The 14,072-nt window shown below is 69.9% G+C and carries 9 protein-coding genes; 7 read left to right on the forward strand and 2 right to left on the reverse strand.

Annotation, left to right across the window (positions count from 1 at the left end; all coding sequences use genetic code 11):
- The first annotated feature begins 165 nt into the window (after positions 1-165).
- From AC5L3C_RS27590 to AC5L3C_RS27620, 7 genes are all read left to right on the forward strand, one after another.
- The gene (locus tag AC5L3C_RS27590; protein WP_493651542.1) at positions 166-1,437 is read left to right on the forward strand and encodes an extracellular solute-binding protein; all 1,272 of its coding nucleotides are present in this window, start codon (positions 166-168) and stop codon (positions 1,435-1,437) included.
- Positions 1,438-1,540: 103 nt separating this feature from the next.
- A complete protein-coding gene (locus tag AC5L3C_RS27595; protein ID WP_493651543.1) occupies positions 1,541-2,545 on the forward strand; it encodes a carbohydrate ABC transporter permease in 1,005 nt (334 codons plus the stop codon).
- A gap of 13 nt (positions 2,546-2,558) precedes the next feature.
- Positions 2,559-3,470, forward strand: coding sequence for a sugar ABC transporter permease (locus AC5L3C_RS27600; protein ID WP_493651545.1), 912 nt, complete (start codon positions 2,559-2,561; stop codon positions 3,468-3,470).
- Between the two features lie 108 nt (positions 3,471-3,578).
- A complete protein-coding gene (locus AC5L3C_RS27605; RefSeq protein WP_493651547.1) occupies positions 3,579-5,273 on the forward strand; it encodes a glycoside hydrolase family 13 protein in 1,695 nt (564 codons plus the stop codon).
- Positions 5,274-5,459: 186 nt separating this feature from the next.
- Entirely contained in the window at positions 5,460-6,833 is a 1,374-nt protein-coding gene (locus AC5L3C_RS27610; RefSeq protein ID WP_493651549.1) for an alpha-amylase, read from the forward strand.
- Between the two features lie 205 nt (positions 6,834-7,038).
- Positions 7,039-12,480, forward strand: coding sequence for a pullulanase-type alpha-1,6-glucosidase (gene pulA / locus AC5L3C_RS27615; RefSeq protein ID WP_493651550.1), 5,442 nt, complete (start codon positions 7,039-7,041; stop codon positions 12,478-12,480).
- A gap of 58 nt (positions 12,481-12,538) precedes the next feature.
- A complete protein-coding gene (locus AC5L3C_RS27620; RefSeq protein ID WP_493651552.1) occupies positions 12,539-12,898 on the forward strand; it encodes a 5-carboxymethyl-2-hydroxymuconate Delta-isomerase in 360 nt (119 codons plus the stop codon).
- 3 nt (positions 12,899-12,901) lie between these two features.
- Here AC5L3C_RS27620 and AC5L3C_RS27625 read toward each other — a convergent pair whose 3' ends face one another.
- Both AC5L3C_RS27625 and AC5L3C_RS27630 read right to left on the reverse strand, forming a co-directional pair.
- On the reverse strand, positions 12,902-13,351 hold the full coding sequence (locus AC5L3C_RS27625) for a hypothetical protein (protein WP_493651553.1): 450 nt from the start codon (positions 13,349-13,351) through the stop codon (positions 12,902-12,904).
- On the reverse strand, positions 13,348-14,043 hold the full coding sequence (locus AC5L3C_RS27630; protein ID WP_493651555.1) for a TetR/AcrR family transcriptional regulator: 696 nt from the start codon (positions 14,041-14,043) through the stop codon (positions 13,348-13,350). Before AC5L3C_RS27630 ends, AC5L3C_RS27625 begins: the two co-directional genes overlap by 4 nt.
- Between the last annotated feature and the right edge of the window lie 29 nt (positions 14,044-14,072).

A 14,072-nucleotide genomic window follows, 5' to 3' on the forward strand; every position in this document is an offset into this window, starting at 1 on the left:
AAAACTTTTCTGCAAGGTCTTTCGGAACGGTTCCATCGCTGTTACGTTCACGTCGCCCGGCGGCGGCAACGGCGCGGTCGGCAAGTCAGCGGGACGGCAGACGGGGCCGGCCCGCGGGCCCTCGTCAGGGCCCACCTCACGGGCTTAACCCTCAAGGAGAACCTCATGCGGCGTGGCATAGCGGCCACCGCGCTGGTGGCGTCCCTCGCCCTCGCGGCGACGGCCTGCGGCTCGGACAGCGACAGCGGCGACTCGGCCGGCGGTCCGGTCACCATCACCTGGTGGGACACCTCCAACGCGACCAACGAGGCGCCGACCTACCAGGCCCTGGTCAAGGAGTTCGAGGCCGCCAACAAGGACATCAAGGTCGAGTACGTCAACGTCCCCTTCGACCAGGCGCAGAACAAGTTCGACACCGCCGCCGGTTCCAAGGGCGCCCCCGACGTGCTGCGCTCCGAGGTCGGCTGGACCCCCGCCTTCGCCAAGAAGGGCTTCTTCCTGCCGCTGGACGGCACCGAGGCCCTCGCCGAGCAGGACAAGTTCAAGCCCAACCTGATCGAGCAGGCGAAGTACGAGGGCAAGACCTACGGTGTCCCGTTCACCACCGACACCCTCGCCTTCGTCTACAACAAGGAGCTCTTCGAGAAGGCCGGCGTCGAGGCCCCCAAGACCTGGGAGGACCTGAAGAAGGCCGCCGCCACCATCAAGGACAAGACCGGCGTCGACGGCTACTGGGGCTCCACCGCCGCCTACTACGCCCAGCCCTTCCTGTACGGCGAGGGCACCGACACGGTCGACGCCGACGCCAAGAAGATCACCGTGAAGTCGCCGGAGGCCGAGAAGGGCTACGGCGCCTGGCTGGACCTCTTCGACGGCAAGGGCCTGCACAAGGCCGACGTCACCGCCGACGCCTACGCCCACATCCAGGACGCGTTCGTCAACGGCAAGGTCGCCTCGATCATCCAGGGCCCGTGGGAGATCACCAACTTCTACAAGGGCTCCGCCTTCAAGGACAAGAACAACCTCGGCATCGCCACCGTCCCGGCCGGCTCCACCGGCAAGGCCGGCGCCCCCACCGGCGGCCACAACCTCTCCGTCTACGCCGGCTCCGGCAAGGACAAGCAGGAGGCCGCGCTGAAGTTCGTGAACTTCATGACCTCGGCGAAGGCGCAGGAGACCATCGCGCTGAAGAACTCCACGCTGCCCACGCGCGACGACGCCTACACCGACGAGGTCAAGGCCGACCCGGGCATCGCCGGCTACCAGACGGTCCTCTCCGCCGCCCAGCCGCGCCCGGCCCTGCCCGAGTACAGCTCGCTGTGGACCCCGCTGGACGACGAGCTCCCGCAGATCGCGAGCGGCAAGGAATCCCTGGACAAGGGCCTCGGTGACGCGGAGATCGCGATCGCCAAGCTGGTGCCGGACTTCAGCAAGTAATGCCCGCGTGGCCGCCGGACCCGCTTCCAGGAGGGGAGGGTCCGGCGGCCGCCGGCCTGTGTGCCGTACTCCTTGATCGTGATCATCCAGAAGGTGCCGAACCATGACAGTCGCCATCGACCGCGCGACCGGCAAGCGCCGCGGTGACCGCGCGCCCCGCCGCGGGCCGGTCAGCCGCCTGAAGCACGCGTACCAGAAGCACTGGTACGCCTACGCCATGATCGCGCCGGTCGCCCTGGTGCTCGGCGTCATCGTCCTGTACCCCCTGGCCTACGGCTTCTACCTCACGCTCACCGACGCGGACAGCCTCAACTCGGCCCGCACCATCGGCGTCAACGAGATCGAGGCCACCTACAAGTTCGTCGGCATCGACAACTACGCCGACATCCTGTGGGGCGAGACGGCCTACGACCGCTTCTGGTCGCACTTCATCTGGACGATCGTGTGGACGGCCGCCTGTGTCGCCCTGCACTACGGCATCGGCCTCGGCCTCGCCCTGCTGCTCAACCAGAAGCTGCGCGGCCGCACCCTCTACCGGCTGCTGCTGATCCTGCCGTGGGCCGTACCCACCTTCGTCACCGTCTTCGGCTGGCGCTTCATGCTCGCCGACGCCGGCATCATCAACTCCGGCCTGGACTTCCTCGGCCTGCCCACCCCGGCATGGCTGGAGGACACCTTCTGGCAGCGCGTCGCCGCCATCATGGTCAACACCTGGTGCGGTGTGCCGTTCATGATGATCTCCCTGCTCGGCGGGCTCCAGTCCATCGACGCCAGCCTGTACGAGGCGGCCGAGATGGACGGCGCGAGCGCCTGGCAGCGGTTCCGCCACGTCACCCTGCCCGGCCTGCGCTCGGTCAGCTCCACCGTGGTCCTGCTCGGTGTCATCTGGACCTTCAACCAGTTCGCGATCATCTTCCTGCTCTTCGGCAACACCGCGCCGGACGCGCAGATCCTGGTCACCTGGGCCTACCAGCTCGGCTTCGGACAGCAGCCGCGCGAGTTCGCCGAGTCCGCGGCCTACGGCATGCTGCTGCTGGCCGTCCTGATCGTCTTCACCTCCTTCTACCGCCGCTGGCTGAACCGCAATGAGCAGCAGCTCGCGATCTGAGGCAGGAGTCCCCATGAGCACCCCGACCGTCACCACCGCTGCTCCCGCGGACCGGCCCGCCGGAGCCCCGCGCCCGGCCCGCACGGTGCGCCGGCGCGGCGAGAGCAGCCCCGCGGCCCGCCTCACCTCGCACGGCGTCCTGATCGTCGCGAGCGTGATCGCGCTGTTCCCGGTCGCCTGGCTGGTGTTCCTGTCCCTCGGCCCCGACAAGGACGACTATCTGCGTCCCGGCGGCATCTGGGGCAAGATGACGCTCGACAACTACACGTTCGTGCTCCAGAACACGAACTTCTTCGACTGGCTCAAGAGCTCGCTGATCGTCTCGCTCGGCACCACGGTCATCGGTGTCCTGGTCGCCGCGACCACCGGCTACGCCGCCTCCCGCATGCGTTTCCCGGGCTACAGGAAGTTCATGTGGGTGCTGCTGGTCACCCAGATGTTCCCGGTGGCCGTCCTGATGGTGCCGATGTACCAGATTCTCTCGGACCTGCAGCTCATCGACACGTACCTTGGACTGGTACTCGTCTACTGCTCGACGGCCGTGCCGTACTGCGCCTGGCTGATGAAGGGCTATTTCGACACCATCCCGTTCGAGATCGACGAGGCGGGACGCGTCGACGGGCTGACCCCCTTCGGCACGTTCGCGCGGCTGATCCTGCCGCTCGCCAAGCCCGGGCTGGCGGTCGCCGCGTTCTACAGCTTCATCACCGCCTTCGGCGAGGTCGCCTTCGCCACGACGTTCATGCTCGACGACGAGAAGTACACCCTCGCGGTCGGTCTGCAGAGCTTCGTCAGCGAGCACGACGCACAGCGCAACCTCATGGCCGCCACCGCGGTCCTGATCGCGATACCGGTCTCCGCGTTCTTCTACCTCGTGCAGAAGAACCTGGTCACCGGACTCACGGCCGGCGGCACGAAGGGATAAGGCCCGAGGCGGCCGCGGTGGCCATCCGACCCCGCTGCCACCGCGGCCGCCTCGTCCCCCTCGCCGCCGGTCCACTCGCCACCCGACGACACCCGTATCAAGGACGACATGAGTCAGCAGCACTCCGCCGCCCCGGCCCCGACCCCCACCACCGACGCGGCCGTCGCCACCGTCGCCCGGCGCCACGACTGGTGGCGGGACGCGGTGATCTACCAGGTGTACCCGCGCAGCTTCGCCGACAGCAACGGCGACGGCATGGGCGACCTGGAAGGCATCCGCTCCCGCCTGCCGTACCTGCGCGACCTCGGCGTGGACGCCGTGTGGCTCAGCCCCTTCTACGCCTCCCCGCAGGCCGACGCCGGCTACGACGTCGCCGACTACCGCGCCGTCGACCCGATGTTCGGCACCCTGCTCGACGCCGACGCGCTGATCCGCGACGCCCACGCGCTGGGCCTGCGGATCATCGTCGACCTCGTGCCCAACCACTCCTCCGACCAGCACGAGTGGTTCAAGCGTGCCCTCGCCGAGGGCCCCGGCTCGCCGCTGCGGGAGCGCTACCACTTCCGGCCCGGCAAGGGCGAGAACGGCGAGCTGCCGCCCAACGACTGGGAGTCGATCTTCGGCGGCCCCGCCTGGACCCGGGTCACCGAGCCCGACGGCACGCCCGGCGAGTGGTACCTGCACCTCTTCGCGCCCGAGCAGCCCGACTTCAACTGGGAGCACCCGGCGGTCGGCGACGAGTTCCGCTCCATCCTGCGGTTCTGGCTGGACATGGGCGTGGACGGCTTCCGTATCGATGTCGCACACGGCATGGTGAAGGCTGAAGGGCTTCCCGACCTTGGATCCCATGAGCAGCTCAAGCTGCTGGGCAACGATGTCATGCCGTTCTTCGACCAGGATGGTGTGCACGACATCTACCGGCAGTGGCGGCACGTCCTCGACGAGTACGCCGGCGAGAGGATCTTCGTCGCGGAGGCCTGGACGCCGACCGTCGAGCGCACCGCCAACTACGTGCGCCCCGACGAACTGCACCAGGCGTTCAACTTCCAGTACCTCGGGACGTACTGGGACGCGGAGGAACTGCGCGCGGTCGTCGACCGCACCCTGGACTCGATGCGCCCGGTCGGCGCCCCCGCCACCTGGGTGCTGTCCAACCACGACGTCACCCGGCACGCCACCCGCTTCGCCAACCCGCCCGGCCTCGGCACCCAGATCCGCCTGGCCGGCGACCGTGAGCTGGGCCTGCGCCGGGCGCGTGCGGCGACGCTGCTGATGCTGGCGCTGCCCGGCTCGGCGTACGTCTACCAGGGCGAGGAGCTCGGCCTGCCGGACGTCGTGGACCTGCCGGACGAGGTGCGCCAGGACCCGGCGTACTTCCGGGGCGCGGGCCAGGACGGCTTCCGCGACGGCTGCCGGGTGCCGATCCCGTGGACCCGCGAGGGCTCCTCCTACGGCTTCGGCGACGGCGGCAGCTGGCTGCCGCAGCCGGAGGGCTGGGGCGAACTGAGCATCGAGGCGCAGACCGGCGACCCGGGCGCGACCCTGGAGCTGTACCGCTCCGCGCTCGCCGTCCGCCGGGACCACCCCGACCTGGGCGCGGGCGACGCGGTGGAGTGGCTGCGGGCGCCCGAGGGTGTGCTCGCCCTGCGGCGCGGGGAGTTCGTGTGCGTCGCCAACACCACGGGGGAGGCGGTGACCGTCCCGGCGTACGGGAGGGTGCTGCTCGCCAGCGGTGAGGTGACGGAGACGGCCGGCGGGACGGAGGTCCCGGCGGACACCACCGTGTGGTGGACCACGGCCTGAGGTTCGGCACGGCCTGAGAGGTTCGGTCCGCAACTTTTTCATACAAGTGGGTACGGCCCGCTGCCCTTTTGGGCGGCGGGCCTCTACCATCTGCGTTGCCGCAAGGTTGTTGAAGCTTTCTGCAAGAAGCTTCACTCCGTTTGCCTGGCGGTATCCCCACACCCTTCGATGAAGAAGGCACCCCACATGGCACGCAGAACCCTCTCCGGGGCCGTCGCCCTCGCGGCCGCCTCCATTGTCATGGCCCCGACTGGAGCGGAGGCCTCCCCGCCGGGCGCCAAGGACGTCACCGCCGTCCTGTTCGAGTGGAACTTCGCCTCCGTCGCCCGCGAGTGCACCACCACCCTCGGTCCGGCGGGCTACGGATACGTCCAGGTCTCCCCGCCCGCCGAGCACATACAGGGCGGGCAGTGGTGGACCTCGTACCAGCCGGTGAGCTACCGGATCGCCGGCCGGCTCGGCGACCGCGCCGCGTTCAAGAACATGGTCGACACCTGCCACGCGGCCGGCGTCAAGGTCGTCGCCGACGCGGTGATCAACCACATGTCCGCGGGCAGCGGCACCGGCACCGGCGGCTCGTCGTACTCCAAGTACGACTACCCCGGCCTGTACTCCTCCTTCGACTTCGACAACTGCACCGCGCAGATCACCGACTACCGGGACCGCTGGAACGTCCAGAACTGCGAACTGGTCGGCCTCGCCGACCTCGACACCGGCGAGGACTACGTCCGCGGAGCCATCGCCGGGTATCTGAACGACCTGCTCTCGCTCGGTGTGGACGGCTTCCGCATCGACGCGGCCAAGCACATGCCGGCGGCCGACCTGGCCGACATCAAGTCCCGGCTCACCAATCCGAACGTGTACTGGAAGCAGGAGGTCATTCACGGCGCCGGAGAAGCCGTCCAGCCGACCGAGTACACCGGCAACGGCGACGTCCAGGAGTTCCGCTACGCCTACGACCTCAAGCGGGTCTTCAACAACGAGAACCTCGCCTACCTGAAGAACTACGGCGAGGGCTGGGGCTACATGAACAGCTCCGTCGCCGGGGTCTTCGTCGACAACCACGACACCGAGCGCAACGGCAGCACGCTGTCCTACAAGGACAACGCCCACTACACCCTGGCCAACGTCTTCATGCTGGCCTGGCCGTACGGCGCCCCGGACATCAACTCCGGCTACGAGTGGTCGGACCACGACGCCGGGCCGCCCAACGGGGGCCGGGTCGACGCCTGCTGGCAGAACGGCTGGAAGTGCCAGCACGCCTGGCCGGAGATCAAGTCCATGGTCGCCTTCCGCAACGCGACCCGGGGGCAGGCGGTCACCGACTGGTGGGACAACGGCGGCGACGCCATCGCCTTCGGGCGCGGCAGCAAGGGCTTCGTGGCCATCAACCACGAGTCCGGCCCGCTGACCCGCACCTACCAGACCTCCCTCCCGGCGGGCACGTACTGCGACGTCCAGAACAACGCCCCGGTGACGGTGGACGGCTCGGGCCGGCTGACCGCCACCCTGGGCTCCAACACCGCCCTCGCGGTGTACGCGGGCAAGTCCGGCTGCTGAACGCGCGCGCCCCGCGCCGCCGTTCACGGGCGGCGGCGCGGGGCGCCGCGCGCTGCAAGTCCTTACCGTTACTTTCATGACCCTTGCTGTAAAGCTTTCAACGGCGATACGGTCACGCCGACGCTCCGGTGATGTGGCCGAAACAGGCCACCACTGTGGCGTGGGGTCGGACCCAATGAGCCGTAAGCGCAAGGAGTTCACTGCCTTGATACCCAGATGGCCCGCGCCCCCGGGGCGCCGCACCGCGCGGGGGCGACGCGTCGCCGCCGTCACCGTGGCCGCACTCGCCGCCGCCCTGGTACAGCCGCTCGCCGCCACCGCCGGCACACCCCCCGCGCCACCCTCGGACGCGAAGCTCGCCAAGTCCCCCGCGCGGCACGACCTGACCCGCGAGCAGTTCTACTTCGTCCTGCCGGACCGTTTCGCCAACGGCGACACCCGCAACGACCGCGGCGGACTGACCGGTTCCCGCCTCACCACCGGGTACGACCCCACCGACAAGGGCTTCTACCAGGGCGGCGACCTCAAGGGCCTGACGAAGCGGCTCGACTACATCAAGGGACTCGGCACCACCGCCATCTGGATGGCGCCGATCTTCAAGAACCAGCCCGTGCAGGGCACCGGCAATGGGGGTACCTCCCAGGCATCAAGCACTGGGGGAGCCTCCGCCGGCTACCACGGGTACTGGATCACCGACTTCACCCAGGTCGACCCGCACTTCGGCACCAACAAGGACCTCGAGAACCTCATCGACAAGGCCCACGCCAAGGGCATGAAGGTCTTCTTCGACGTCATCACCAACCACACCGCCGACGTCGTCGACTACAAGGAGAAGTCCTACGACTACCTCTCCAAGGGCGCCTTCCCGTACCTGACGAAGGACGGCGTGCCCTTCGACGACGCCGACTACGCCGACGGCCGCCGCAGGTTCCCGCGCGTGGACGCCGGTTCGTTCCCGCGCACCCCGGTCGTACCGGCAGCCAAGAAGCGGATCAAGGTCCCCTCCTGGCTCAACGACCCGGAGATGTACCACAACCGGGGCGACTCCACCTTCGCCGGCGAGTCCGCCGAGTACGGCGACTTCTCCGGGCTCGACGACCTGTGGACCGAGCGTCCCGAGGTCGTCAGCGGCATGGAGAAGATCTACCAGCGGTGGGTGAAGGACTTCGACATCGACGGCTTCCGGATCGACACCGTGAAGCACGTCAACATGGAGTTCTGGACCCAGTGGGCCACCGCCCTGGACGCCTACGCGGCCAAGAAGGGCCGGGACGACTTCTTCATGTTCGGCGAGGTGTACTCCGCCGACACGGACGTCACCGCCCCCTACGTCACCGAGGGCCGCCTCGACGCCACGCTCGACTTCCCCTTCCAGGAAGCGGCCCGCCAGTACGCCTCCCAGGGCGGCAGCGCGAAGAAGCTGGCCTCGGTCTTCGCCGACGACTACAAGTACACGACCGACAAGGCCAACGCCTACGAGCAGGTCACCTTCCTCGGCAACCACGACATGGGCCGCATCGGGACGTTCCTGAAGCAGGACAACCCCGACGCCTCCGACGCCGAACTGCTGAAGAAGGACATGCTCGCCAACGAGCTGATGTTCCTCAGCCGCGGCAACCCGGTCGTCTACTACGGCGACGAGCAGGGCTTCACCGGCGCCGGCGGCGACAAGGACGCCCGCCAGACCCTGTTCGCCTCGCGCACCGCCGACTACCTCGACGACGACCTCATCGGCACCGACCGCACGCACGCCGAGGACACCTACGACACCCGGGCGCCGCTCTACCGGCAGATCAGCGCCCTGGCCGGGCTCCGTAAGGCGCACCCGGCCCTCACCGACGGCATCCAGCAGGAGCGGTACGCCGCCGACGGCGCGGGCGTCTACGCCTTCTCCCGCACCGGGACCGGCAAGGACACCACCGAGTACGTGGTCGCCTTCAACAACGCCGACGAGGCCCGTGAGGCCACCTTCGCGACCGGCTCCGCCCGGATGACGTTCACGGGCATCCACGGCACCGACGCGACCGTGCGCAGCGACGCGGACAAGAAGATCACCGTCTCCGTCCCGGCCGGCCGCGCCATCGTCCTCAAGGCCGCGGGACCGCTCGCCGAGCCCGCCACGAAGCCCGCGATCACCCTGAAGGCACCCGAGGCGGGCGCCACCGGCACCGTCGAGGTCACCGCCGACGTCCAGGGCGGCCGCCTCAACCGGGTGGTCTTCGCCGCCCAGACCGGCAACGGGAAGTGGCAGAGGCTCGGCTCCGCCGACCACGCCCCCTACAAGGTCACCCACACCATCGGCGAGGACGTCCCCGCCGGCACCGCCCTGCGCTACAAGGCCGTCGTGACCGACTCGGCCGGCCGCACCGCGAGCGCCCTGGCCGCCTCCGCCACCGGCACCCCGCCCGCGCCGCAGCCGCCCACCGCGGCCTCCCGCGACTACGCGATCGTCCACTACCAGCGCACGGACGGCGACTACGACGACTGGGGCCTGTACGCCTGGGGCGACCTGGCGGACGGCGAGGCCACCGAATGGCCGGACAGCCACCCCTTCACCGGCCGGGACGCCTACGGCGCCTTCGCCTACGTCAAGCTCAAGCCGGGCGCGTCCGACCTCGGCTTCCTCGTCATCGACAAGGAGGGCACCAAGGACGTCGCCGCCGACCGCACGATCGACCTCACCACCACCGGTGAGGTCTGGATCGAGCAGGGCGAGGAGACCGTCACCACCGAACGGCCCGAGTACCCGGCCCCGGACCCGGCCAAGGCGGTGCTCCACTACCACCGCGCCGACGGGAACTACGACGGCTGGGGCCTGCACACCTGGACCGGCGCCGCGGACCCCACCGACTGGTCGAAGCCCCTTCAGCCGGTGGAGACTGATGCCTATGGCGCTGTCTTCGAGGTGCCGCTCGCCGAGGGTGCCACCAGCCTCAGCTACATCATCCACAAGGGCGACGAGAAGGACCTCCCGTCCGACCAGTCGCTGGACCTCAAGGCCAACGGCCACGAGGTGTGGCTGTTGAACGGCCAGGAGAAGTACCTGCTGCCGCAGCCCGCGGGCTCCGCGGCCGCCCTCGACCTCGCCACCTCCAAGGCGGTCTGGATCGACCGCGACACCGTGGTCTGGGACGGCTCCGAGGCCGCCGCCTCCACCCAGCTCCTCGCCTCCCGCACCGGTTCCATCACGGTGCGGGACGGCGCGCTGACCAGCGAGGACGCGCGCTGGATCCGGCTGACGAGCGCGAAGCTCACCGACGCCCAGAAGGCGAAGTTCCCGCATCTGAAGGACGGCACCGCATGGTCCGTCGACCCGCGCGACCGGGACCGGGTGCGCGAGGCCCTGCGCGGCCAGGTCGTCGCGACCCAGCGGGCCGCCACCGGGGCCGTGCTCGCGGCGACCGGTGTGCAGATCGCGGGCGTCCTCGACGACCTGTACGCCGCCGGCGCCACCAAGGCGCAGCTCGGCCCGGTGTTCCGCCACGGCCGGCCCACCCTCTCGGTGTGGGCGCCGACGGCGCGGCAGGTCTCCCTGGAGATCGGCGACCGCACCGTCCGGATGCGCCGCGACGACGGCACCGGCGTCTGGTCCGTCACCGGACCGCGCTCCTGGAAGGGCAAGGCGTACCGGTACAAGGTCGAGGTCTGGGCACCGAGCACGCAGAAGGTCACCACCAACACGGTCACCGACCCCTACTCGGTCGCCCTCACCACCGACTCCGAGCGCAGCCTCGTCGTCGACCTCGGCGACCGGTCCCTGAAGCCGCGCGGCTGGTCGGCGTACGACAAGCCGAAGGCGGTGCCGCTGAAGGACGCGCAGATCCAGGAGCTGCACATCCGGGACTTCTCCGTGGCGGACCGCACGGCCGGCCACCGGGGCACCTACCTGGCCTTCACCGACCCCGACAGCGACGGCCGCAAGCACCTGCGCGAGCTCGCCGAGGCCAGCACCTCCTACGTGCACCTGCTGCCGGCCTTCGACATCGCCACCATCCCCGAGAAGAAGTCCGACCGGCAGAACCCCGACTGCGACCTCGCCTCCTACCCGGCCGACTCCGACAAGCAGCAGGAGTGCGTGGCGAGGACGGCCGCCAAGGACGCCTACAACTGGGGCTACGACCCGTACCACTACACCGTCCCGGAGGGCTCCTACGCCACCGACCCGGACGGCACCGCCCGCACCGTCGAGTTCCGCGAGATGGTCAAGGCGCTCAACGAGGACGGCCTGCGGGTCGTGATGGACGTGGTCTACAACCACACCGCCGCGAGCGGCCAGGCGAAGACCTCCGTCCTGGACCGGATCGTCCCCGGCTACTACCAGCGGCTCCTCGCCGACGGCTCGGTCGCCACCAGCACCTGCTGCGCCAACACGGCCCCCGAGAACGCCATGATGGGCAGGCTGGTCGTCGACTCGGTCGTCACCTGGGCCAAGGAGTACAAGGTCGACGGATTCCGCTTCGACCTCATGGGCCACCACCCGAAGGCGAACATGCTCGCCGTCCGCAAGGCCCTCGACGCCTTGACCCTCAAGAAGGACGGCGTCGACGGCAAGAAGATCATCCTGTACGGCGAGGGCTGGAACTTCGGCGAGATCGCCGACGACGCCCGCTTCGTCCAGGCCACCCAGAAGAACATGGCCGGCACCGGCATCGCCACCTTCTCCGACCGGGCCCGTGACGCCGTGCGCGGCGGCGGCCCCTTCGACGAGGACCCCGGCGTGCAGGGCTTCGCCTCCGGTCTGTACACCGACCCCAACTCCTCCGAGAGCAACGGCACCGAGGCCGAGCAGAAGGCCCGCCTGCTGCACTACCAGGACCTCATCAAGGTGGGCCTGAGCGGCAACCTCGCCGACTTCACCTTCACCGACACCAGCGGCAAGGAGGTCAAGGGCTCCCAGGTCGACTACAACGGCTCGCCCGCCGGATACGCGGACGCGCCCGGCGACGCCCTCGCCTACGCGGACGCGCACGACAACGAGTCGCTGTTCGACGCGCTCGCCTTCAAGCTGCCGAAGGACACCCCGGCCGCGGACCGGGCGCGCATGCAGGTCCTCGCCATGGCGACGGCCACTCTCTCCCAGGGCCCGGCCCTTTCCCAGGCGGGCACCGACCTGCTGCGCTCCAAGTCCCTGGACCGCAACTCCTACGACAGCGGCGACTGGTTCAACGCCATCCACTGGAACTGCGCGGACGGCAACGGCTTCGGCCGGGGTCTGCCGCCGGCCGCCGACAACAAGGACAAGTGGCCCTACGCCAAACCGCTGCTCGGCGCGGTGCAGGTCGGCTGCCCGCAGATCGAGGGCGCCTCGGCCGCGTACCGGGACCTGCTGAAGATCCGCTCGACGGAGAAGGTCTTCTCCCTCGACACGGCGGGAGAGGTCCGCTCCCGGCTGTCCTTCCCGCTCTCCGGCAAGGACGAGACACCCGGCGTGATCACGATGCGGCTCGGCCATCTGGTCGTCGTCCTCAACGCCACGCCGCAGCAGCAGGAGCAGCGCGTCGCCGCGCTCGCCGGGACGGCCTACGGCCTGCACCCGGTGCAGGCGGCGGGCGGGGACGCGGTCGTGAAGACCTCGTCCTACGCGAAGGGCACCGGCACGTTCACCGTTCCGGCCCGCACGGTCGCCGTGTTCACCAGGGCCGGCTGACGCCCCGGTGCACGGCTGCGGCTAGGGTGAGCCCTCCTGACCTGGAACAGGAGGGCTCATGCCGCAGATCACCGTCGACTACTCCGAGCACCTGGCGGACGGCTTCGACCGGCCCGCGTTCGCACGGGACCTGCACACCGCCGTCGTGGAGATCGCGGCCGCCAAGCCGCAGGCGTGCAAGACCCGGTTCCGGCGGACCGAGGACGTCGTGGTCGGCGCCGACGCCGGCGGACACGCCCTCGTGCACGTCGGCATCGGCCTGCTGGCCGGCCGCACCGACGCGACCAAGGCCCGGCTCACCGAAACCGTCCTGGAGTTGCTGCGGCAGTACGTCGAACCGGACGGGGGCAAGGTGCTGCACGCCTCCGCCGAGGTACGCGACCTGGACGCGTCGTACCGGAAGTTCGAGGGCGAGTAGGCCTCAGGACAGGTCGCGGCGGCCCAGCCACGACGGCAGCACCGGCACCCCGTCCGCGTCCAGCTCGGCCAGTTGCTCCGCCGTCGGGCGGGGCGGGGCGGGCGGTGGCGCCTCCACGACGGGTTCCGGGACGGGGGTCGCCTCGACGACGGGTTCCGGGACGGCGGGCGCCGCGGAGTCCTCCAGCAGTTCCGCCACGGTGAACCGGGTGGCGAACGTCTGCCACGCCCCTTCGACCACGAGCAGGAAGCCGTCACCTGTGCGCAGCAGCCGGCGGCGCCGAGGGCTCGACGGGTGCTCCGGTACGTAGCTGCGGGCCTGCCGCTCCAGCTCCGCCAGCGCCTCCTCGCGGGACCCTCCGACATGTGCCAGCACCCGGGCCACCATGTGCTTGCGCTGCCCGATGCCCTGGGTCGTCTCGACGACCAGAGCCCACGTCGGGCGGGTGCTCACCGGCCCGCCAGCGCGATGAGCCGGACCGCCAGGTCCGTGAACGGCCCGTCGCCCGGCTCGTTCTTCAGCGACTCGCGCAGCAGCGCCGCCAGTTCCTCGTCGCGCGCCGCGGCCACGGCAGCGAGCGCGGCGAAGTCCTGCACCAGCTGCGCCTCCAGCTCGGCCCTCGGCACCCGCCGCCCGTCCAGCCAGATCAGCGCCGTCGACTCGACGAGCGAGATCCAGGAGCGCACCACCAGTTCCAGCCGCGCCGGCGCCGCGCCCACCACGCCCATGTGCGACAGCATCTGGTCATAGGCGGCCTGCCGTACGGAGTCGATCAGCGCGTTGGTGGCCGAGGAGCCCACCGCGGGACCGCCCCGCATCAGCGCGGCGAAACCGGGCCCGTGCTCCTCCACGAAGTCGAAGAACCGGGCCATCACCCGCCGCAGCCGCGACCCCAGCGGGCCCTCGTGCGGCTCGACGAACCGGGACGCCAGATCCTCCGAGGCACGTCTCAACGCCGCCTCGTACAGGCTGAGTTTGCCGGGAAAGTAGTGATAGACCAGCGGACGGGAGATGCCCGCCCGCGACGCTATCTCGTCGATCGAGACCTCGTCGGGGGAGCGCCGGCTGAACAGTTCGAGGGCCACGCCGATCAACTGCTGCCGTCGCTCCTCGACTCCCATCCTGCGCCGCACCCCGGTAGTCATACGAACACCTTACCGATCGATTCCGGCCT

This window comes from Streptomyces speibonae (assembly GCF_984686075.1).